A 21,621-nucleotide genomic window follows, 5' to 3' on the forward strand; every position below is an offset into this window, starting at 1 on the left:
GACCTCTATGTGTCTACCGCGCGCCAGTTAAATTCTCGCGCTGCCTGACACAATACGGATGCATTGCAACGCCGCTTTGCTAAGAGCTGAATGAGAAGCATTGCCGAAAATGCTCGTTTTCGGCAATGTTCATCTAAGTCAGCAACGACGCTTCAGTAATTAGAGACATGTCAGACAAAACCGCCCAAACATCATTTTCGGCAAAGTTTGAAGAGCCACTTAATCAGCCACCCCGTAAACCGAAAAATGACGAGGTGCGATCTCGCGAGCACCTCACCCCCGACGAAGTCGATCAGCTCATCCAGGCCGCGAAGAAAATCGGCCGCCACGGTCATCGCGATTCGACTTTGATCATGATCATGTATCGCCACGGCTTTCGAGTATCAGAGGCGATCGCCCTACGGTGGGACCAGGTGGATCTGAAAGCCGGTGTTCTCCATGTGGCACGACGGAAGAAAGGGACGCCGGCGACTCATCCGTTACGAGGGCCAGAGTTGCGATCGCTGCGGCAGCTCCAGCGGGACTATCCCAACACGCCCTACCTGTTTGTAACGGAGCGGGGTGGCCCGATGACGGAGCGCACGGGGCACAACATCATTCAGCGAGCGGGGAAAGCGGCGAAGTTGCCGTTTCCGGTGCATCCTCATCAGTTACGCCATGCTTGCGGATACTACCTGGCCGCCAAGGGGCATGACACGCGGGCGATTCAAGCGTATCTAGGCCACCGCAATATTCAGCACACTGTGAAATATACGGAGCTGTCACCGGGGCGCTTCAGGGATTTCTGGCAGGATTGATGATGGACGACGACATCGCCTCCTCTCCGGCACTCCTGGCGATGTCGCTCTATGAGGAACCCAATTGACATTCCTGGAAAGTGGAGAATACAGCCACCCATACTACTGAGCGGTCTTCAGCGGCTCCGGCAACTGGCAACCACTCCAACTCGCAGAATAAAGAGCTTCAGCATATTTGTGTCCCGGCGATTGCTTCTCGTCAATGATCGACGGCTGTCTTTGTACTGCCACCATGCTGAGTGACCCTTGGTCGGCACTTAACTTTCACGGCACCTTTGATGAAGGCATCTTCATTGGCCTTGTTCGACCAGATATAAGCTTCCCCTGGTTTCAAGTTGGACATCCTATCTGGCGACAAGCTGTCAAGGGCAGCATTCGCCTTTTGAATGTGCTTGAGCCAAGCAGGAGAGTTGAACTTATGAAGGATAATCTGGCTTGATAGCTCGATAAGCGAGACAGGTACTGAGGGCGGATCCTGGCTAGCGACCATAATGCTGGTGCCTTTATGGCGCATCTCGCGAACCACTTCGATTAGCCCAGAGAGGAGATCGGGGCTTTCGATATATTTGTGAGCTTCGTCAAAGACAACCAGCTTGTTGAACTTGCGACCTTCGTATTCGGCATCGGCAAAGAGCTGGAGCAGCACGACAAACAGCCCTAGTGCCTCGTCTTTTTCAATGAATTCGTCTCGGAGATCAACGATAACTAAACGCCCTGGTTGAATCAGGTCGCCGAGATGGGTTGTATCGTCAATGTATTCTGAGGCCAACTCCAAGCGCTGATGAGCCAATCCTTTCAGGGTATCCGGCAACAGAGAACTATCGATGCCATCCCGAATGGCTTGGACGGTCAGGTTATTGCGATGGGTCTTCATAATGCGGTTGAGCTGCCGCATGTAGGTGGATTGATTCCCCACAGCCCCCATCAAGAAGCGCCAGTGGCTGGCTTGCAGCTCTGATGCTGCGAACTTAATGGGATAAACCGTGATGCTGGGGTACTCTTCCCTGCGCTCATCCAGTTTGTCTGCGGGGGTGAGTAGGATAACGTCAGATAGAGCTTTGGGTTCTGCCCCGTAACGGTCTCGAAGAGAAGCAATTTGCGCTTCATCAGAATTGGGCTCCACCATGCTGGTGAATTCGGGCCTATAGTCCTGGGTAGGGCTGTAGTGGAAGATGATGGTGGTCAATGGCTCTGGCAGGCGGTTGATGTTGGGAATTGCCAGAGAGGCCATTTCGGCTATGGTGCCCAGGGTGTAGCTTTTGCCGCCGCCTTGAACCCCGAAAAGACTAATGGTGTGGGTCTGATTGAGATCGATCGCGACTTTGCGCCCGGAAGCTTCTCCCAAAATGCCGTACTGGGGCGATTCGCCGTTCACTCCCAGCAAGACATCATAGTTCGGGCCTTCTCCGCTTGAAGCTGAAGCTACGGCAGGTTGCTCGGTTTCAACTTCAGCCGCTCGGGGGATTGGTGGTTCTTCTACTGCCCTGAGATAGCTGAGGGAGTCTTGCTCGGTTGAGGTGGGTTCTGCTGAAACTTCTTCTTCCTGGGAGGATGTTACCTGGTCATCTTCCGTACTAGCTGAATCGATGGGCTCTGAGGTTGTCTCCAAATCGCTGGCAGTTTCAGAATCCACGGCTTTTGCAGTTCGAAGGTCTTCCCAGGAAACGGAGCGATCGCGCTCACTTCCCAAGAAAGCAGCGCTACTCAATTTAGGTACCGAAGCTGCCTTACTTCGAAGCCGCTCTGTTGTGGTCTCAGTGGAGGCAACTACGACTTCAGCAGCCGCTTCAGCAACCAAAGTGGCTTCTTCAGGTTCTTCAAGGGATGCTGATGCCTCCAGCAGTTCACGAATCAGGTCAATGCCGATGCGGTGAAATTCGATACCGGCTTCTTCATCGGGGGCCTCTGTGCCAGGCTTGGCTAAGTCAAAGATGAGGGCACTGCGGGTAAAGTCGAGCCGATAGCCTTCTTCCAGAGTTTCTATGAAAAATCGGGCCTCTTCGTTGGCTTGTGGGTCGATCAGTTGATAGCGAAAGCCCCGATTTAGATACGTTTCTAGTAGTTGGGCAAACTCACGGGTTTTGACCAGTCGGTCTGGGCGATCATTAGGCCAGCGATGGGCGTCAAAGTGGTAGCTAATAATTTCTTCACTCTGGCCAATCTGCTGGGCAATGCTCTCCTTGAGCTGGTTGAGCTGAGAGAAGTTTTGGCTCTGGCTGTAGCACTTAACCTCCACCAGACGGCAGGTAATGGTTCTAGAAGCGGCATTGAGGTCGAAAAGCGCTAGGTCAGTCCGCTTAAAGCTGACCTCGTCTCCCAGTTCATCTGACTGCTGCTGGAGGCTGCGATACAGCTCCAGGTGAGCGTCAAGGGGGACTACTACTTGATTGCTGAAGACGCCCTGGTACTCAAGGTAAAGGCGGGCTAAGGCTAATCCGAGCACTTCTGCTCGCTGGCTGGGGGAGGAGATGAGTTTAAGGGCTAAACGACCGGAGAGCGATCGCAACTGATCCAACACTGCTTCGGCATGGGATGTACTGTCCGGTAGGCCGTATTTCTGTAACACTGGCCTTACCATGGCCTCTAGTTCTTCTGTAGAACGGGAGGTAATCACCAGGCTATGGCCTAGGTTGGATGCCTGCTCCGGAGAGTGATCAATCAGGTAGTCGGGGCGATTCTTACGCTGCCCGTGGTCATAGAACTCGATGCCCATATTGCGATCGATAGTGATCACCCAGTCACTGACCTCGTGAACGCGCACGATCATGGCCCGGTCATCCTCGTCGAGGGCAAGGGCCAGCACAGGGCGGAGGTCGGAGCCGGTGCGTCCGGTCGCGATCGCAGCTGTAGCCTGAGACATAGTGGCAGGCAAACCCGAAAGCAAATCACTTAAAGCACCACAGTCTTCACAGGGTAAGGCTTTACCGTGCTTGGGCTTACGGTTCCAGCGCACTGTGCTGTCATCTTCGAAGTAATCGACCTCAAAGGTTTGATACAAGCCATGTACGGGAGCCGTCACTTCTTTAGTGGAGGCAGGCTCAGCGGACACCTGTTCCGCTGGAAAAACATCAAACAGGATGCTGATGTGGGCCAAATGCTGATCAGGCGAACGCTGGAACTCCTGCGCTCCTCGAATCGCCAAGCTTAGTTTGGGATAGAGATGGTTCTTGCTGGGGGTCGAAAAATTATCCGCTTCTTGAGCTGTGGTTGAGGAAGTGGGAGATAGCAGATTGAAGAGAGCACTGCCAACCCCCATAGCATCAGGATCCGGCACGAAGAGGCGAATGTCATAGTTCAGATCAGCGAAGGGCTGAGCTTTTTGAAGCTCCAGCAGCATATCCGCTAAGACAGCTCCCTGCCCTGGGTTAAAGGCGTTGATGGTTAGGGTACGGACATAGGGGTGCTGGACCAGGTATCGCTTGAGGCGCTGGGCCAGGTAGGCTCCATCGATGGTGGCTCCACCAATGCCGGGCTCATCCAGGCTAAAGGCTGTACAGATGTCGCTGATTAATCCCCGTGGGTCATCTTCTTTAGAAGGGGCATAGAGAGTCCACAGGGGATGAATATTGTCAATTGCCGTGAGTACCTGGCTGCTGCCTAAAGTGAGGACGGGCGGAAAGCTGACGGGAGCCATAGACCGCAGTAGGGTGTCACGGGTAGACACCACAAATTCGTCAGCACTTTGAGCTGCCTGCTTGAGCCAGTTCCTACCTACTTGCGCCCAGGTGGCCAGCCATAGCGCTCTCAGAGGGTGGGTCGGACTCACGAGAGCTGCTTCACGGATACGGCCTCGGTAGTCGGTGATAGTAACAGCGATAGTATCAACCGCCAGGAGGGTTTTGAGGGCTGCCAGGGCTCGTTTCTTCGCATCTCCATCAGTCTGGTTAGCAACCTGTATTTGATGCTGTAGAGCAGCTTGGTAGGTGCTGGCATAGTCTGACACCAGGAGCTGCAGTTGATAAAAGTCTGCTGCTTGGGTGATCAGATGCAGCTGGCCCTGACTGACGGCTTCAAAGTATTGCGATCGCGTTTGTAGGAACCGTTGAGTCGGGTCATCCTGTGGCCAGGTGGAGAGTCGGCTGGTGCTGGTGCCCACAACCCCGGCATCAATGGATAAATGCCAGTTCACGCTACCTGCTGGCTCGGCCAGAATCTTCTGTTCAATTACCTTGAGGGTGTCTGAGACCGGGATATTGACGCTGCCCTCTCGACCGAATTTGACCTCAATAAAGTTTGTGTTGGAGGTGGAACGGTTGGACTTAGCGGCCCACTCAACAGCAGTCGGTTGAATCGTGTCTGGATCGCGCTCATCCTGAAGAGCTATGAACTGTAGGCGCAGCTGAGCATGAACCAAACTGGATTCCCGCTGTTTAGCTCGCTGAACAGGAGCAATATCGAGTTCATCATCGGGTAGGACATAGAACAGATCACTTTCATGGGGATAGACCCCGACCGCTCCCTCAGATTCGCCGCCCCACGGGATCGGCTGTCCACTGGCATCGACTAGGGGCAACAGGTCGCCAGAGTCAGTCAGCGGGACGATGCGCACAAAATGCCATCCTTCTTCCCAATCGACTTTGGTGTAGCGGGAAAAAGAGATGGTGGCTTCGGCTTTCTTAGATTTCCAGACAGACTTGGTTCTGACCAGTCCAACTGGGCCAGCTTCGACAGAGATGACCTGAGCCGCGAACTTTGCCAGTCCCGGCACTTTAGAAGGATGAGGGTCGGTTTGGAAGCTGACCGAAAACTTCCGCAGTCCCTTCTTTCCGACTGGGAGAATCTTTTGCCCCAGCAGATCCCCCAATCGAGGATCCTCTTCGTTTTCCTCAACTGTGGGCAGTTCCAGAGCCGTCACTTCAACAGCAATCGTGCCTGCGTCTTCCCCTGCGTCTTCGAACTGCCAGCGGTTAAAGGCAAATTCCCAAAGGTTGCGATCGAGAACAATGCGGCGGGTCCAGTAACGGGGATCCTCCAGACCGACTTCAACCAGAAAGTTAGCGAGCTTATTACGAAAGGCTCGGTTTGCTAGCTCCAGGTCTAAGACCCGCAAGCGTTCAGACTTAGGAGACCAGGTGAGGGTGCTAACACAGTCTCGGTTTCGATCAAGTCGCTGAAGGACTTTGGCGGGGTCACTTAACAACTCAAAATCAGGCACCAGGCCCACTTCGAAGAGTGCTGCTCCAACAACAGCGGGGTCGTATTCGTTGACCTCGATAGTCAGCAAGAAACGGGCGATCGCCTTTGACTCAGCATAAGTCCAGGCTTTATCTGTTAGACGTCGAACAATCTCCTGCACGGGGTTTTGCAAGCCAGTGGGCAAACGATTGAGCAGTTCGCTCACAACCTGCTTATAGACGTCTCCAACCTGGAGGTCTTCAAAGGTGGCTACCCCGAATGAGTCTTCGGCAGAGGTGCGTAAATCATCGGGAATAAAAACCAGCAGGGGTGGGCGCTGGGTACCATCTGGAAGCGGATTACGTAGCTCTACCAGTTTGGTGCCGGTAACAGTCATCTCTGAGGGAATTGCCCCAGCCCTACCGTCCCAGAGCAACACGACTTCAGAATCAGAAACCTCTGCCCGCAGGCCGCTACAGAGACGCACCATCAAATCGGTGCTGAGGTTGGACACTTGCATACAGTGACCCGGTTGGCGAGCGCGAACCTGCTCGGCTAATAACGGCAACAGTATCTGCTCTAAAGCAGCGGCAAGTTCATGACCATTAAGTTCCTGAAGCCCTTGTGCCATACCAATTCTCTATAACTACTTTGTGATAGACGTTTCCAAACCAATTTCATATCGGGGAGTTACGGTCTGAGAGATATACGCATCCGACAAATCACGGTAAAAGCCCACCTCTCGCAGCCGTGATGTAAAAGCGCGGCGATTTTCCTGTAGTGCCTGCCGTTCGGTAATGCTGGCCGGACCAAACCCATCTCCATCAGGGAGTTGATCGACGTATAAGCCATAGCGCTCCCGCAAAAAGCTGAGCAGCTCATCAATGCGCATGGGGCCACTGTAAAAGCCCAGACTGCCACCAGGGCGAAGCACGGCGATTTGTAACAGCACCTCCAGCAAGCGACTATCTAAGATAAATTTTCGGGGAGAGTTACGGGTTCGGGCCTGGGTCAGGAAAGCTCCCGGACGATTTTTGAGAGTCAGAGAGTCCAGGCACTGGGTAATGTAGCGGCGATGGTATTCTCCCCGTAGAGCCGTCAGGATTTCGATGTAAGTCTCAAAAGTCGGTAAGTCCATGCTGACGATCGCCTGGGTTTCTGGATCTAGCTCTTCACTATTGCTGCCGCTGTCTTCCAGCAGTCCGGCCAGGCGCTGTTTGAAGAAAGGGTCGCGTTCGTTCTTGTAGATGGAACCCTGAAGTGCGGCGACTTCGGCGACGGTGAACTGTTCCTCCGTCTGCTTATTCAGCTTGCCGACTTTGACCAGGTGTTTGCCGAACTCATCCAGCTTACGGAGGGCGTAGTGGGCTTTGACAAAGTTGGGGATGCGGCGAAAGTGGAAATCGGCGCTGGATTCTGCCAGACCGGCAATGCCCGTGTCCGGTCGATTCGCCACATCCACCAGGATACCTATCGGGTAAGGCTTCTCTCCCCAGCTCAAACCTCCCTGGCGCTTCACCATTTCGGGGATGAGTTTGAGCAGACGCAAGTGATACAGGGCCAGGTGGAAAGCAAAGAGGATTTTTAGGTATTCCACCATCACCGATCGCGGAATGAAGCTCTGGTAGAACAGGAGCCGCTTCACATCCTCTGCCAGGAGGTTGGCTGAACTCTGACACACCGGAGGGCTCTGGTCTCCCCGCTTATTGGTATCAGGAGCATCTGAGATGGTCATGGGCAGGTGTAAGAGCGCCTGGGTCTCCACATCCACCGCATCCTGGTTTTGCTGATGGGTGACTGGGTCAATGCCGGGGAAGAAAAACTGCTTGAGCTGATCCAGGGCATCGCTGCCGCCTTTGGCGTGGTACAGCATCTCATAGAGCTGTTGAGAGGTGCCATAGTCTCTGGAATGCTTAGGATTGCGCAGGCGATAGGTAAACCCATGCAGGGGCCGGGGAGCGGCGACGGCTTCTTTATCGCCCTTGCCGCGATTCACCATGTCCATCAGGTGGGTGCTCATCCAGCGTTCCAGGATGTCGCGATGGTCAGCAAATCCGTTGAACAGTTCGGGATGCTCCAGGGCAAAGTCAATGAAGGTTTCCACTTCCAGGGAAAAGTTGCGGGTTAAGCGACTGGGATAACCCCCATGCCAGAGGCGGGCAAAGAAGGCCGTCAGCACCCGATCCATATCGGTGAATTTGAATTCCAGATAGCTGATACGGGGCAGGCGAAACTCACTATCGCGTTTAGACAGCGCCATGGGCTACCTCCTGGTCGAGAGCGTCAAACTGGAGCTGGCCAGAGTCTTCCCGGCAAACGCGGTAAAAGTCGTGGCCGGTGGTGGTCAGCAAAACTTCCCGGTAGGGAGCAGAGGCCAACAGGTTCTTAAATACCACCAGGCTCAGGTAATATCCCTGGGTCTGTTCGATGCTGGGGCGATAGCCATCATTCAGCCGTTCAAGCATTTCGAACATATCAAGGTCGATGATTAGCTCGGCATCAGTGCTGGCAGCGCCCTGGTGCCGCAATACGAGACCGCTGGGCATATGCTCCACAAAGCAGGCAGCTTCGGCCTGGTCGTAGATGTCCAGGGTAAAGCGATCGCACCCAAAAATCCGATAGCTGCGGATGGTGCCATTTTCCACTTCGCGCACCTGGAGCGCCAAGTCTCCCTGTAGTCGTTCGGGATTGGTCAGCCCTTCGCCCCGGTTAATAGCTGAGAGCACACGGGGTAAGGCATCGTCGGGTAAGGGATGACTCTGGAGCAGGTCTAGCAAGGTCGTGGCACTGCGGTAAGGCAACAGCCGCTGCCAGCCCTCGGCCCGTTGCTCAAAGAAGTAGCGGCGACGCAGGGAGGCCACATAGCGACGGTGAGCATCAAACCGATCGCGCCCGCCAATGCCGGAAAAATCGCGGGGCAGTTCTTCAAAGACGGTGGTGAAGATCTGCTGGTCAAAGTTCGACCGCTGCTCGAAGGTAAAGCGTTTGCCCCCAGCCACCGGAGCCATGAAGTCTAGCTCGCGGTCTAAGCGAGCGTCGGTGGCGTTGCCGATATCCACATCCTTCAGCAGGGTCAGCAGGCGATCGCTATTCTCCCCTTCGCCGCCGCGCCAACTGTTGAAGTAATAGCCGTCGAGGATGGCCTCGCGGGCACCGGGAGCATAGCCGTTGTAGAGCTGTTTTATTTCCTCACAGGTGCGATCGCTCACCAGCAGGTAGGAGAGGGCAGAGCGCAGATCCCGCAGGGTAATGTGGAGCCGATTTCGCAGGTGGGTCAGGGTGTAGAGGGTCTTGATCCGCTCGACCACTTTCTCCCCAGCTGTGGGATCCTGGAAGGTCTGGGCATTGTGGAGGGCATAGCAGCGATCGGCAATCTCACAGGTCTTGCAGGCTTCCCAGAAGGTGGGATGGGTGAGCTTGCGGAGCTGCCGTTCCAGAATGGAGCCGTCGCGATCGGGCACATCGGCCACCACGCTGCGGAGGTTGAGGTTGAGGATGGCTACGCCGGCTTCCGGCAGTCCGGTTTGCAGCCCCCGAGACACCACTTCTTTAAGCTGGCCAAAGGTCTCCTCTCGGCTAGTAAGGAAGTCAATCAGCCGTCCCTCGTTGATGGCAATCAGGCGCACTTCGGCGGGCTGCCACTGACTGGCCTCTGACCCGGCAAAGGGGGCAAAAAAGGCATCGAGTACGGCATCGTTGGTTTGTTCCCCTTCGTCCTGGCTGCCGTCGTAGTTGCTGAGGTAGGTGCGACCGTCGAACTCCATGCGGCAGCCATTGTGCCGATGGTCAAGGACGCCCCCCTGCTCGGCGGCGTACAGCTCTAGCTTTTGCAGAAAGGCGGTTTTGCCATCCCCGGCATTGCCGGTAATGATTACCAGCTTGAACTCCCCCTGGAGGACGGCGGGCAGCAGCTCATCATCCAGCAGGGTGTTGACGTAGGTTTTATGGCCTAATTTGTTATTTAGATGATCTAGGCCACGGGTACCGGCGTTGCTGCGGTGGCTCTGGCTGTACAGAGTGACCAGATAGCTGACAAAGGGATTCCCCGTTTCGCCCTCCCGCCCTAGATTGGATAAGGTGACATCGGTTTCGGGGGGCGGCGGCAGGCGGCGAGCCTGCTGAATTTGCTGGAGGGCATGGCGCAAATCGGCAGCGGTCTGGAAGCGATCGCACTTTTTGGGCGCAATTAGCTTCAACATCAGGTCGGCCAGTTCAGGAGCCAGGTCTGTCAAGCCGGAATACTCGCGGGGGTCTTTGGCGGGTTGTCCGGCGGGGGGCTGGGCCGTTTCCCAGGGATAGTAGCCGGTGATGACTTCATAGAGGGTGACCCCCAGGGCATAGAGATCCCGGTCCATTAGGTCGGCCTTCTGGGCATCGCTGTCGAGGTCGAGATCGGGGGGCAGATAGCGCAGGGAACCCCCCCCATGGGAACCACCGCGCCCCACCTGCACCGAGACGTTGAAGTCGATGATTTTGGTGCCTTCGTCAGTCCACAGCAGGTTGCTGGGCTTGATGTCGCAGTGGCAAACGTCGTGGTGATGGATATGGTCTAGCCCTGCCGCCACATCCAGGGCCAGCCGCAGGCCATCGTCGGGGGAAAACAGCCGCTCTTTGACCATATCTTTGACATCGATGCCCTCCACGTAGGCAAAGGCGATGAAGGGTGGCCCCTCGTTGGGCAAAAAGTCTGGATAGAAGACTTTGACCACGTTGGGATGGTCGGGCAGCCCCCGCAACGGTCGAAACTCTTTTTTCAGCCGCTCGATGACCGAGTAGCGGTCTTTCAAGATGATTTTGATGACGACACGCATGTCCGCCAGGGTATCGATCACCTGGTAAACTACGCCAAAGGTGCCTTCCCCCAGCTTTTTTTCCACCCGAAACTTACGGCCTAGTTGGGTATCGGGGGTCAGGTTGCGGTAGTCGAGTTCGGCGGGGGGCTCGGCGGGTTCGGGCGGTGCCGTTGGTTTGTCGGGTTTAGGCTTAACGGGTTGCGCTTTGGCCTCGCGGATCAGGGTTCTGAGCTGGGTCCAGGCTTGTTTGGCGGTGGGGCGTTCCTGAATGGCGAAGGTACAGAGGCTCTGAAGCCAGTCATCAAAGCCGGTGGGCAGGTCTGGCTCCTGGTCGGAGGGCTTGACGGGGAAGATGGCCTCCCGGCTGCGGCAGTCGCTGGGGTCGTCGAAGGGCTTTTGGCCGGTGAACAGTTCGTAGAGCAGCAGCCCGGCAGCAAACACGTCAGAAGCAGGGCTGGCGGCGGCCAGGTTGCCCCCCTGGCATTCGGGGGCGAGGTAGTCTTTGTCGAGCTGTTCGGTGATTTCTCCGGCAATGGTGTGGCTGCGCTGGGTGCCGGTGCGGGCGTAGTCAAAGTCAATCAGGTAGGTCTGGCCGTTGGTGCCCACCAAAACGGCGCTGGGGTTGAGGTTGCGGTGAATGTTGTTGTGATAGTGGGCGGAGTGCAGGGCGGAGAAAATGTCCTGGGCGATTTTGAGCTTTTGGTCGTAGGTGAGGGCCAGGTCGGGTTTGTCGAAGTAAAGCTTGAGGACGTTGCCGGGAACATCGTCGGTGACGAGGTAGAAGTAGTCTTCCATCTCGCTGGCAAAGAAGCCTTTTACCCCCAGAATATTGGGGTGGGGCGGCATTCGGTTGAGGGCGATGTAGGCGTTTTTGATGCGGGCCTGCTGTTGGGCTTTTTCGTCAGGGTCGGTAATGTAGGGGTCGGCTTCATAGGCACGGAGCAAGGCGGTGCCGGAGTTTGGCCCCGCATTGGTACTGTAGACGCGGTAATCGTTGTAGTTGCCTTCGATGCCGCCGAGATCTTCTAGGACGGACCAGTCGCCAAACTGCTTGGGGCCAGAGATGGGGCGGCTGTTGGCTTGCAGGGCGTTGAGCACCAGGCGATGGAAGCCCCGAATGTCGCGAGTGAAGCGATTATCGATACGGGTACTGTCTTTGAAAAATCGTTCTGCCCGTCTGAGCGTAGTTGTGTATTTCCGATCTCTGCCCCGTTCATCATTAAGGGTGGCGTCAGGGGCAGGAAGGATCACGGCAGGATCAACACAGACCCCATTAATTTCAGGGCGAGCCGGATTTGCATCTAAAAGAATCCCTTTGAACGCCTTGGCATGGCCCCTCAATTTCAGCATGGGAGAGGTGAAGGGCTGGCGACCTTCGGGGTACCACTTGGAGCCGTAGACGTTGATGGTGCCACGGGTGCCTTTCACGTCGATGAGGTAAACGGCGTGGGGGGCGAGGAGGGCGATATCGACTTCAAAGTCTTGGTTGTAGCGGGTAATTTCGAAGTTATGGACAACGGTGTAGGTGTCGGGGAGATGATCGCGAAGGTGAGCGATGACGAGACGTTCGGCATCGTTGATGGGTTGGCCTATCGCAATCACTTTTGCCATCAGTCTGCCTCCCGTATAACCTTTTCCAATTTTTGACGAGCCTCAATGAAGTTCTCAACTGCTTGATTCCGGAAACGATACGCTTCGCGGATAGTATCTCCGATTTGATTTTCTTCATTGATGGAGAGTCGCGGAATAGGAATATTTGGTACAGTCCGCCAGTGCAGGTCTTGTTGTTTGGCTCCTTCTGATAGACTTCTTAGTATCCGAAACCCAGCGTTAGATCTAAGGAATGCAAACAAGTAGCCAGGATGAATAGCTCCAGGTTTCACAACAATTCTCATGCAATGGTCTGAATATGCTTTTGAAAGCATACGGGCACCTGTAATAAATTCACATCGACAATAAAGCTCCCTTTCTCCTAGTGTCCCCTGCTTGGCGATCAAAATTGTTTCATCTGGAACTACATACTTTGGAGAATGGTTTAGTAGATACTCTCGAGACAACCATCGACCTTCGGGAAAAAGATTAAATAAGGGCTTCTGAGTTATTACTTCAATACCGTATTTAGGGTCGGCATCTCGGCGCTCAAACATTTTTCGCCATCTTAACCATTCAAAAATAGTGACATCACCAAGCAGATCCCACTTTCCAGATTGAATCTGATCATATATTTTCTGGACTCTACGAGAGTGGTTCCATGCTCTAAAGATACCTTTGAGTTCAGATGAACGAACAGAGAAGCCAAGATCACTTGAATCTGTAAACCATTCATGAGGTTCAGGATTATCAACTTTCGCCTTTGTGAAAAGCCGGGAAGTTGCTTGATTGATGAGTCTTTGATACCTTTCTAGAAGCGTTCCTGCGTCCATGACGAGATCATGAATATTTTTCTCTATTGATAAGCTAAACCTAGGTACAGGTAGATTTTCGATATGCTGCGGCTCAATTGATTGAATGATTGAGCCATATGTACCAGATATTATTTGTGGTATTCCAAAGGCACTACTTAAATATGCATAAAGATATCCAGGCAAGATTTTATGTTGGTCTGGCACAACTTTCATGACGTGCTGAGATGACCACATTCCTGCCATGCCAGGATGAGCATATGCCATTTTACCGATAGTGCCTGAACAGGAAATCAAAGTCATACCTTCCTCCATTTCTAGAAAAGAAAGCTTTTTCGATTCCGCATAACTTCTTCTTAGGAATGGCAATTGAGATAAATCAGCTCTAAGAGGATGTTTGATAAATCGCTCAGTCAGTAAAAAAGCTCACTCGCCATAAGCTGAAGATACGAACCATCAGCCCTTGNNNATCTACCTCGCTATGATTCGGATTATGGTGCGACGCTTAGCCTAATTTGATACCTCGGATGAATTCTCAAACATCCTCTAAGCATTGAGCTACTACCAACAAAAGGAACTCCATATTCTGGATCATCTACCCAATATCTGGAAAACTTTGGGCCATTGTAAATTCCACCATTGTGTCCACTCGTTAAAGCTTTCAGTGGTTCTTTGACGACTGATAAATCTTCAAGGATTGCTTTTGCTTCTAGAGCACCTGACATGTAAGGCTTGCTATCGAGCCTTAATCCATCACGATGCAACCATTTACCTGGAATACTCTTAACTTTCATATGAAGATCAGACTATTACTTGTCTTCTGGGTAAACCCGGTTCGGGGTTCTGAACACGAAATTCACGATAGGCATCAGCGATTTTGGGCAGGTCATCATCGACAATTTTTTGTTTACGACTGAGGGTTCGCTTCACCTTTTCCCCACTGAGACGAATCGTTTCCGTTTCGATTACCGTTTCCACCAATTCTTCACCATCCGGGCTGCGCTTATAAAGCGTATTGCCCCGTCGGTCAAAGCCAACCTTTTCAGCCACCGCCATAAACACCGGATACTCCGTTACCTGGCCCAGGGCTTCAGCCTTCATCTCCTGATCTGTCTTCTTCTTCAAAAACAGCAGACTGGTGAGAATGTTCACATTCGCCTCAACGATAAACACCTCCACCGGCAGGTCTACACTGGCCAGCACCCAGCAGTGTTTGAGAATCCAGCTACGAATGTACTCATCCCCCGGATTGCCCAAAATGCCATCGGGCAACACAATGCCCATGCGTCCCCCCGGTCTCAGCCAATCAATACTCCGCTGAATAAACAGAATCTCCGGAGCCACCGCCGTCTGGTAGCCATCCCCCCGAATAAACGAGCCATCTTCCTGACGTTTCCCCCACTTGGCCGCCAAGTCGTAATTATTCAGCACCATCGGATCGCTAATGGGAATATCTGACCCAAACGGTGGATTCGTCATCAGCACATCAATCGACCCCAGCGGAATCGCCTCCTTCGCCGGGTCATTGCCATCTAGATGCCCCTTCGGAAACGCCAACGAATCCATATGAAAGACATCCCCCTCGGCATTGGCAGACATCATCAGGTTCATCTTCGAGGTCTTCACCAGCGCCGGGTCAAAGTCTGCCCCAAACAGGTTCGTCTCCACGTACTCTTTGATTTCCTGCTTCAGCGACAAAAACTCCGCCGTAGACTCATCCGCCGGGTCAATGCCCAGCTCCTTTTGGCGCTGCTTCAGCAGATGGTTCACCGTGCTAATCAAGAACCCACCCGTACCGCAGGCCGGGTCTAACACCCGCTCATGGGGCTGCGGATCCAGCATATCCACCATCAGCTTGATGGCTCCCCGTGGGGTGAAATACTGGCCGCGATCGCCCCGCAAGTTATCGCCCACAATTTCTTGGTAGGCCGCTCCCTTCGCGTCAATGTCCGTGCGGTTAAAGTCATACTTCGCCAGTTCCGACACCATAAACGCCAAGGCGCGATCCGACAGCTCAATCTGCTCATTCCCCTGGAAGATGCCTGCCTGTTGTTGTTTATCGTCATCAGACGTTTTTCCTGACGAGTCTTTGTCAAGCGGCTTAGGTCCGTATTGCTTCTTCACTTCTTCAAAGAGGGGTTCAATGCGAGCACGAATCGCCTTCCGACCTTCAGCCTCAAACTGCTCCGTTGCCCCCGCCCAGAAGCGTGGCTCATGGCCGTTACGGTTCCGCTCATCGTGCATCTTGGCAAAAATCAGATACAGGAACTGCCGAAAGGCCACATCCTTCGACATTCCCTCATTCCCGTGAATGAAGTTGTGACAGCGCCGAAACGTCACCCGCAGCAGTTCCGGGTCCGCCTTCCGCATCCGTGCAATAGAAGCCACATCGCGGGTGCCCAGGGTCTCATCCCCCATGGGCCAGTCCCCCACGGCCTTGAACTTCACATCAAATGTGGTGATTTTCTTATGTAAAAAGAAGAACTCCAGGCCGTTCGTCCACAGCCCCCACTCGCAGGTTTCCCCCGCCTCTGCCATAAAGTCTTCGAGCACCTGCAGGTCTTTCTTGGCCTGGTCGTGCGATCTCATCTTGGTAATGCCCCGTCCGGTAGGCTCTTTCTCGCACACCACTACCCGCCGCACGTTCTCTAGCTCATGGGGCTAACCATGGCGAAAGATCGCAATGCTGACTTTCTTATTGCGGCCCCCAATGGGAATCTTGAAGTCTGGCTCCATGTCTTCCACATTGATGCCGTACTCATGGAACAGCGCCCGCGCAATCCGCTGCCGCACCTGCTCTTTGCTGTTGTCTTTAACAGGCTGGTTGGTGATGTAGTCCAGCAGCTTTCCGTCAGGAATCGCTGTGATGTCGTTATCTGCTGTATCCCCCTCTGTCGAGTTCACTTGAGTTTCTACTGAACTTTCTGCCATCAAAGTCAATCCGGTACCACGAGTCAGGACACCTGCCATGCTGACCAGCCGTCAGTTCTAGGCTGATCAGGGCAATGTGTGTCTCTATATTGTCCTCACCAACGCAAAATCGTGTCGAACAAAACAAGAACCTTAGTAATTTCAGGCTGGGCTGATGAATTGCAGCGTTCTGGAGCGATTTGGAGGTAGAGCTTTCGCTTAGCCCACAAAAAAGCGTGTTCGAGTGATCCAGCCATTTGCTGCGTAAATGACTGCAATCCAGCCTCAGCAGACCTTTCAGCGCTATCTCAAAAAAAACATTGCCAAAATTTTTACTCAATTTTCTTCACAGGTCGGCGTAACTCACACAACCTGATCAGAGTGCCGGCAGGCCCATCACAATCCCTCACATCCGCTGAACAACAGGCAAGAGCACCCGTAGGTCAGAAGTAGTACAGAATCACTAAGACAGTTGTATTCTGAGAGGGGATTACCGTGACCGCGATCGCACTGCCAATCATCGTGGGCTCTGAGAAGTCTTTGGTGCCATAAGGTAATCAGATCAGGACTCGCTTCAGTGAGCCAGTTTTCGTGATGCTGATTGGTGAATTGCGCGTTTTATTCGTGTCCCCCCCCACTACATCATCCGTTGAAGCCAACAAGAAAAGACGCTATTAATATTTTTATCAAGCTTATTGACTTGAATTCAGAAAATTATTTGATCATCAAATTCATGAAGAAAATCTCACCTTTGAACCCAGAAAAAATTCGATTGCTTACTATAATCTGCTCTTCTAACTATGTGAAACCCTTTGCCAAGGAAAGGGCTAACATCTATTTAAGGAGCGATAAAGGTCATACTGCACAAGATATCGCTGAGGCCCTAGGCTGCGATAGGAAGAAGGTCTCCAAAGCGATCGATGATTGGAATGATCATGGTTATCTGGCCTTAGGTATTGATAAAAGAGGGCAAAGTGAGAATGCTTCTATTCCTCCACGCAAGCTTAAAGACTTAAGTCTGATGCAGTTGGACTTCTGCATTGAAATAGAGCCTGAAGAAGCCTTAAAAGAAAAGCTACAGAATTGTCGAATAGCCAAACTTAAGTCAGTTGCTTTTCTTTGTTACCGCACAGCATTAGACGCTAGAAGCTTTATGAATTTTGAGCGATCCTTCAACAAAGACTTTGACTTTCAAAATCCTTGTTTCAGAAAGGATTTTCGCAGCTTAAAAGTCTCTTTTTTGAAATCCCTCATGAGAAAAAAAGAAAGTTCAGGATTTATCGAAAATAGATTGAAGCAACTAATTTTAACGATTGAATATCTAAATACGTCGGCAGAAAAATATCGAAAACCACTTGTCAAAAGCTTTCTGAAAAAGCTTCCTGACGATATCAACGATCTAGTTACTTGGAAGAGTGACGTTCTGGATGCCCATCTTCTTGATCAGATTGCATATGTCCTTGAACCTGAATTACGGGGATGTTTACGTAAAAATTTCGGGGGTCGAAAGGAACCTGTCATGAATGAAGATTTGATGGACTTTGGGCATTGGGCCATAACAAAAATATGGCGTCAGTCAGAAATGGATGCTGATCGTCGGTGGCGCATCCAATCTACGGACATCTATTCTCATTTCTTCCAAGGTATCAAACTCTGGTGGGACTAGACATCAGTCTGAACGCCACCTTCGTTTTCTTAGCCCACGCTATCAACACGTCCTTTTTACAAAATGTGATAATGTCCGGTTTTTAACGAAAACGCAAAAACCGGACATTTGAGCGTGGATGAAATCCCGACTGGGTCATCCCTTCAAAAAACAAAACCAGCGAAACTAAAAATCCCTAGTTTTCTGTCCCAACCTCAAAACAGGCAAGAAACGCTCCGGCAGAACTTTTCAGGCTATGTTGTGAATGTGTTCGACAGAGGAGTTCTTTTGCACTATGCAGCAGCTAGAGCGGCGAATAGGCATCAGATTGACGCAAGTGCAATGGCAGCAACTGGTTGACGCTGCTCAAGGCGCGGGCTTTACTCCGTCGACGGTGATTAGATCGTTCGTTGAGCAACCGGATTTGCTCATGCAGGTGATAGAGCGGATTCAGCTCTCGTCAAAAACATAGTCGTTTTCTAAAAAATCGCCTTTGGGTTCGACAAACAGCCCAGAGAACAAATTCAACTAATGCAGCAGGACAGGTGTCCAACTAATTTCCTGCTGCAAAAAGTAAACGCCCAACAAAGGAGGCTCAATTTGTCATGCGCAATTTTCGCCGCTGGCCACCACAAAACAAAACCTGGAGCTTCCACATAGGTTATTTACGAGTCACCCAAGGTGACCTTTAACCCTTGGTTTGAAAGGGTTTGGGGCAAGTGCTCAAATCACACTCGAAATCAACACGAACTCATCACCAATACGGCACCGATACAGACGCTCTCAACTGTTTGCGAGCTTTCCTAGAAAAATGCCTCTTCCAGGTCAGCAAACCCGAAAGAGGCTTCATTCAATTTCATTCTTCTACTATGACACATCAAATTCTCGGACCCTCTAATACGGGTCAAAAATACGAACGAATAAAGGGACCCTACTACGCGATGACGTGGCAGCGAGCCTGCCAAGCCCATCAAGATGGCATTTTGACTACTAGGGGACTCATCTACTGCTACTTCGTTATCCACCTCTCCCCTGGTTCCGAAGTGCGCGTTGATGTCACCAAACTGTGTTCCTTGCTCAAAGTTCACGAAGCGACCTATTACCGAGCCGTCGGAGCCCTCAAACAAAAGGGACGATTGAATACCCGGCGGGGGCAAATGATGGTTAGTGTCCCCGAAATCCACCCCCTGTCGGCTCAGTCGCAGTTGCGCGAGTCCGAGTCGCCATCCTGCGAGTCTGAATCGCCATCCTGCAAGTCCGAGTCGCAATGCTGCGAGTCCAATTTGCAGAGCTGCGAGTCCAACTCGCAATCCTGCGAAAACGCAAATCAAGGAAACGCCATTAATGACAAGGGCTCTCGCAGTTCTGCGAACGTACCAAAACAAAGAGATCAATTGTTAAAAAACAACAAACAGTTGGTACCCACCCACCACCCTGTTGGTTGTTTCGGAATTGACAGAGAAGGTATTGGTAGATCTTCCTCAGGAGTGCAAGGGGATCGCCTTGTTTCCCAAACCTCTTTGCTGGAAGACCTGATAGCACTAATCCACGTATCCGGGATCCAGGCCAACACAACAATTCAAAAAACGTTGTTGGAGTTGATCAACTCCAACGATCCTGCCGCCGCCCGTCAGATTGTGGAAAACGCCCTCAGCGCCCTCCAGGAACAGGAACAAAGGGGCCAGGTTCGCAACCCCGGCGGCTTCCTCAAAACTGCCCTCCAGCGCGGCTTCACAGCCAATCAGGCCAAGCGCGATGCTCGTGCACAACGGCAACACCGCCAGCCCCCTCCTGATCCCATTCAAGTCTCCATTTCTATTGATCAGGCCCTTGCCAATGGTGACCAAGACTTTGCCCTATCCAAATTGCAGACCCTTTGGCATGAAGGCTGGCAAGCCGAAGTGACTGAACTGCTGAATGTCTTACGTCAGGACTGGCCCTTTGTGATCGCCGAGGAGGGAGTCCAACATGCTTGTAGATAGATACAGACGACTACATCTCAAAGATTGGAATGCCTTGGCGAAGCCGCCCCAGTAGGAATGCGAAGAATTCGTCAAAGTATGTCGCTGCCCTGTTGCTGAAATCCTGTAGATGCTCAACCAGGTCAGATAGTCAGTTTTCCATCCCACCCCAACCCCACAGACATGGACAACGCACAAATCCTCACCGAAATTCGTGGCCTTCTCGAAGATAGTAGTCGTCAAATGGCTGAGATGCGACAAGAGATACTAGCGCTCAGAGAACAAGTCGAAAGCAAGCGACCCGACTGGATCTCCAAGCAGCAAGCTTTAGAACTGTTGGGCGTCAGCGATCGCACCCTGGAGCGCTACCACAGCGCCGATTACTGCCAGCGCCAAGGCTGGACACCCCTCATCAAAGGCGTCCACAGCACTATCGCCCGCCCCGTCCGCTTCAACGGTCCACTGCTAGAAGACTGGCTGATCAACCGGTCCAATCATCGGCTTCATCAGAAAGCGATCGCCCGCTGGCAAAACCGCCTCCCCAGCTACCAGAAACGCAAAGTCAACTAGCAGCATTTAAATCGTCGTCATTCTCTTCTTCGTCATCCCACAGGGGAGGCAACTGCGCTCCCTTTCCCGTCTTGCCTAGGTAGTTCTTGAATAAAGTTTCCTCTTTGTGGCCGGTCAGTTCCGCAACCTCAACGGGAGGAACCTTCCCATCAATCGCATGAGACACAAACGTATGGCGAGTGTTGTAAGACTTACGATACTCCACTCTCACTTCCTTCAGCACTGACTTCCAGGCCCGGTTGCGGAAGTTGTGGTCATCAATCGGTCCACCCCGCCGCGATGGAAACACCAGGTCTTCTGGGTCCGGTTTCAGCTCAGCCCTCAGCGCCTGCAATCCTTTCCGCAGTTTCGGCGTCAGCATAAATTCACGGGCTTGGTTTGTTTTGGTGCTCTTCCGCTTGCCCCGGCTGTATGTCTCACCAATCCACACGCGCTCGCACTTATCCGACAGATGCTTCCACTTCAGCCCGATTGCCTCCCCTGTTCGGCATCCCGTCGAGAGCAAAAAGAACACGAAACCGTAGTAGTAGCCATATCGCGCATGGCCGTTAAACCCTTCTAGAATCCGCTTCACCTCATTACGGCTGAATGGCTTCGGCGGTTGTTTTGGCGGCACCTTTACCTTCACCCCTGCCCACGGATTAGAGCGCACCATTCCGCGATCGCTCCCCCACTTCCAGCAGGCCCGCATGATCGATAGTCGCTCTGATGCGGTGCGCGGCGCTAGCTGCTCTAACAGCCAATCCCGAAACTCAAAGCAATTGGCTTCGGTGAGCGTCTGCACCTGCCGATTCCTAAAGTAACTCTGCAGGTGCTTCAGCAGCCCCTCATACTTCTCCAGAGTGCGCGGATCGGGTACTTCCCGCCGCTTGTACGCCATGAACCTCTCAAACAGTTCAACGACCGACAATCCTCCCTGGCCAATCTCGCGATATTTGCCTAGCGTTTCGTCAAATTGCCCTGAGAGCATATCGGCCTCAATAATGGCTGCCCGCTGCTGCGCCAATGCGCGGTTCGTCACTGTATCAGGCAGACTTAGGGACATTTCGTAGCGGCGCTTCTGGTATGTCCACCGCAACCGCAGCCATCCTCTCTGCTCAGAAATGCTGACTTTACCCTTATTTGAGCGTCCCATTTGGCATATTCTCCCAAATCCCGTCCCCCAATTCTCCCCCAATTCTTGACGGATAGTGACGGTAGCATGACGGTTTCAGACATTTTCAAGCTTCTGCAGATCCCCCAAAAGTTCAATCCCAGAAACGACGAAACCCCGCGCAGTGGCGGGGTTTCAAGGGATGGACGTAACTGGACTCGAACCAGTGACCCCCACGATGTCAACGTGGTGCTCTAACCAACTGAGCTATACGTCCTAGCAGACTCATAAAGTATCACAGTTATGAAGATCGTGGCAATCAGGTAAGCAGAAAT

11 protein-coding genes, 1 tRNA gene and 1 pseudogene are annotated in these 21,621 nt (G+C 52.7%); 4 read left to right on the plus strand and 9 right to left on the minus strand.

Annotated elements, in window-relative coordinates; translation table 11 throughout:
- Positions 1–167: 167 nt before the first annotated feature.
- Complete coding sequence (locus tag DYY88_RS12625) at positions 168–797, plus strand: tyrosine-type recombinase/integrase (RefSeq protein ID WP_044151280.1); 630 nt, start codon at positions 168–170, stop codon at positions 795–797.
- Between the two features lie 199 nt (positions 798–996).
- Here the strand turns inward: DYY88_RS12625 and mads8 are convergent, their stop codons facing one another.
- The 7 genes and pseudogenes from mads8 to DYY88_RS24505 form a co-directional block, all read right to left on the minus strand.
- Positions 997–6,543 (minus strand): methylation-associated defense system ATP-binding protein MAD8, encoded by a 5,547-nt coding sequence (gene mads8, locus DYY88_RS12630; protein WP_039727570.1) that lies wholly within the window; start codon positions 6,541–6,543, stop codon positions 997–999.
- 15 nt (positions 6,544–6,558) lie between these two features.
- Positions 6,559–8,172 (minus strand): methylation-associated defense system protein MAD7, encoded by a 1,614-nt coding sequence (gene mads7 / locus DYY88_RS12635; RefSeq protein WP_039727568.1) that lies wholly within the window; start codon positions 8,170–8,172, stop codon positions 6,559–6,561.
- A complete protein-coding gene (gene mads6, locus DYY88_RS12640; RefSeq protein ID WP_039727567.1) occupies positions 8,159–12,316 on the minus strand; it encodes a methylation-associated defense system protein kinase MAD6 in 4,158 nt (1,385 codons plus the stop codon). Before mads6 ends, mads7 begins: the two co-directional genes overlap by 14 nt.
- Positions 12,316–13,524 (minus strand): methylation-associated defense system restriction endonuclease subunit S MAD5, encoded by a 1,209-nt coding sequence (mads5, locus tag DYY88_RS12645; RefSeq protein WP_437438585.1) that lies wholly within the window; start codon positions 13,522–13,524, stop codon positions 12,316–12,318. Before mads5 ends, mads6 begins: the two co-directional genes overlap by 1 nt.
- 74 nt (positions 13,525–13,598) lie before the next feature.
- Positions 13,599–13,901 (minus strand): hypothetical protein, encoded by a 303-nt coding sequence (locus tag DYY88_RS12650; protein ID WP_130199423.1) that lies wholly within the window; start codon positions 13,899–13,901, stop codon positions 13,599–13,601.
- Positions 13,902–13,908: 7 nt separating this feature from the next.
- A pseudogene (gene mads2, locus DYY88_RS12655) lies at positions 13,909–15,753 on the minus strand (methylation-associated defense system DNA methyltransferase MAD2); the annotation flags it as partial.
- A 15-nt stretch (positions 15,754–15,768) separates the two neighbouring features.
- A complete protein-coding gene (locus DYY88_RS24505; RefSeq protein ID WP_201279026.1) occupies positions 15,769–16,038 on the minus strand; it encodes a hypothetical protein in 270 nt (89 codons plus the stop codon).
- A gap of 628 nt (positions 16,039–16,666) precedes the next feature.
- Here DYY88_RS24505 and DYY88_RS12660 point away from each other — a divergent pair.
- From DYY88_RS12660 to DYY88_RS12670, 3 genes are all read left to right on the plus strand, one after another.
- Positions 16,667–17,683: a helix-turn-helix domain-containing protein gene (locus tag DYY88_RS12660; RefSeq protein WP_039727566.1), complete on the plus strand. Its 1,017-nt coding sequence runs from the start codon at positions 16,667–16,669 to the stop codon at positions 17,681–17,683.
- A gap of 1,022 nt (positions 17,684–18,705) precedes the next feature.
- A complete protein-coding gene (locus tag DYY88_RS12665) occupies positions 18,706–19,644 on the plus strand; it encodes a hypothetical protein (RefSeq protein ID WP_130199424.1) in 939 nt (312 codons plus the stop codon).
- Between the two features lie 162 nt (positions 19,645–19,806).
- Positions 19,807–20,193, plus strand: coding sequence for a hypothetical protein (locus DYY88_RS12670; protein WP_052288475.1), 387 nt, complete (start codon positions 19,807–19,809; stop codon positions 20,191–20,193).
- Here DYY88_RS12670 and DYY88_RS12675 read toward each other — a convergent pair.
- Both DYY88_RS12675 and DYY88_RS12680 read right to left on the minus strand, forming a co-directional pair.
- Positions 20,186–21,328 carry a tyrosine-type recombinase/integrase gene (locus DYY88_RS12675; RefSeq protein WP_063776185.1) on the minus strand — a complete coding sequence of 381 codons (1,143 nt, stop codon included), beginning with the start codon at positions 21,326–21,328 and terminating at the stop codon, positions 20,186–20,188. The two genes, DYY88_RS12670 and DYY88_RS12675, sit on opposite strands and share 8 nt — an antisense overlap.
- A 161-nt stretch (positions 21,329–21,489) precedes the next feature.
- Positions 21,490–21,563: transfer RNA gene (locus tag DYY88_RS12680), tRNA-Val, on the minus strand.
- Positions 21,564–21,621 lie beyond the last annotated feature (58 nt).

The sequence above is a fragment of the Leptolyngbya iicbica LK genome (assembly GCF_004212215.1).
GTDB lineage: Bacteria > Cyanobacteriota > Cyanobacteriia > Phormidesmidales > Phormidesmidaceae > Halomicronema > Halomicronema iicbica.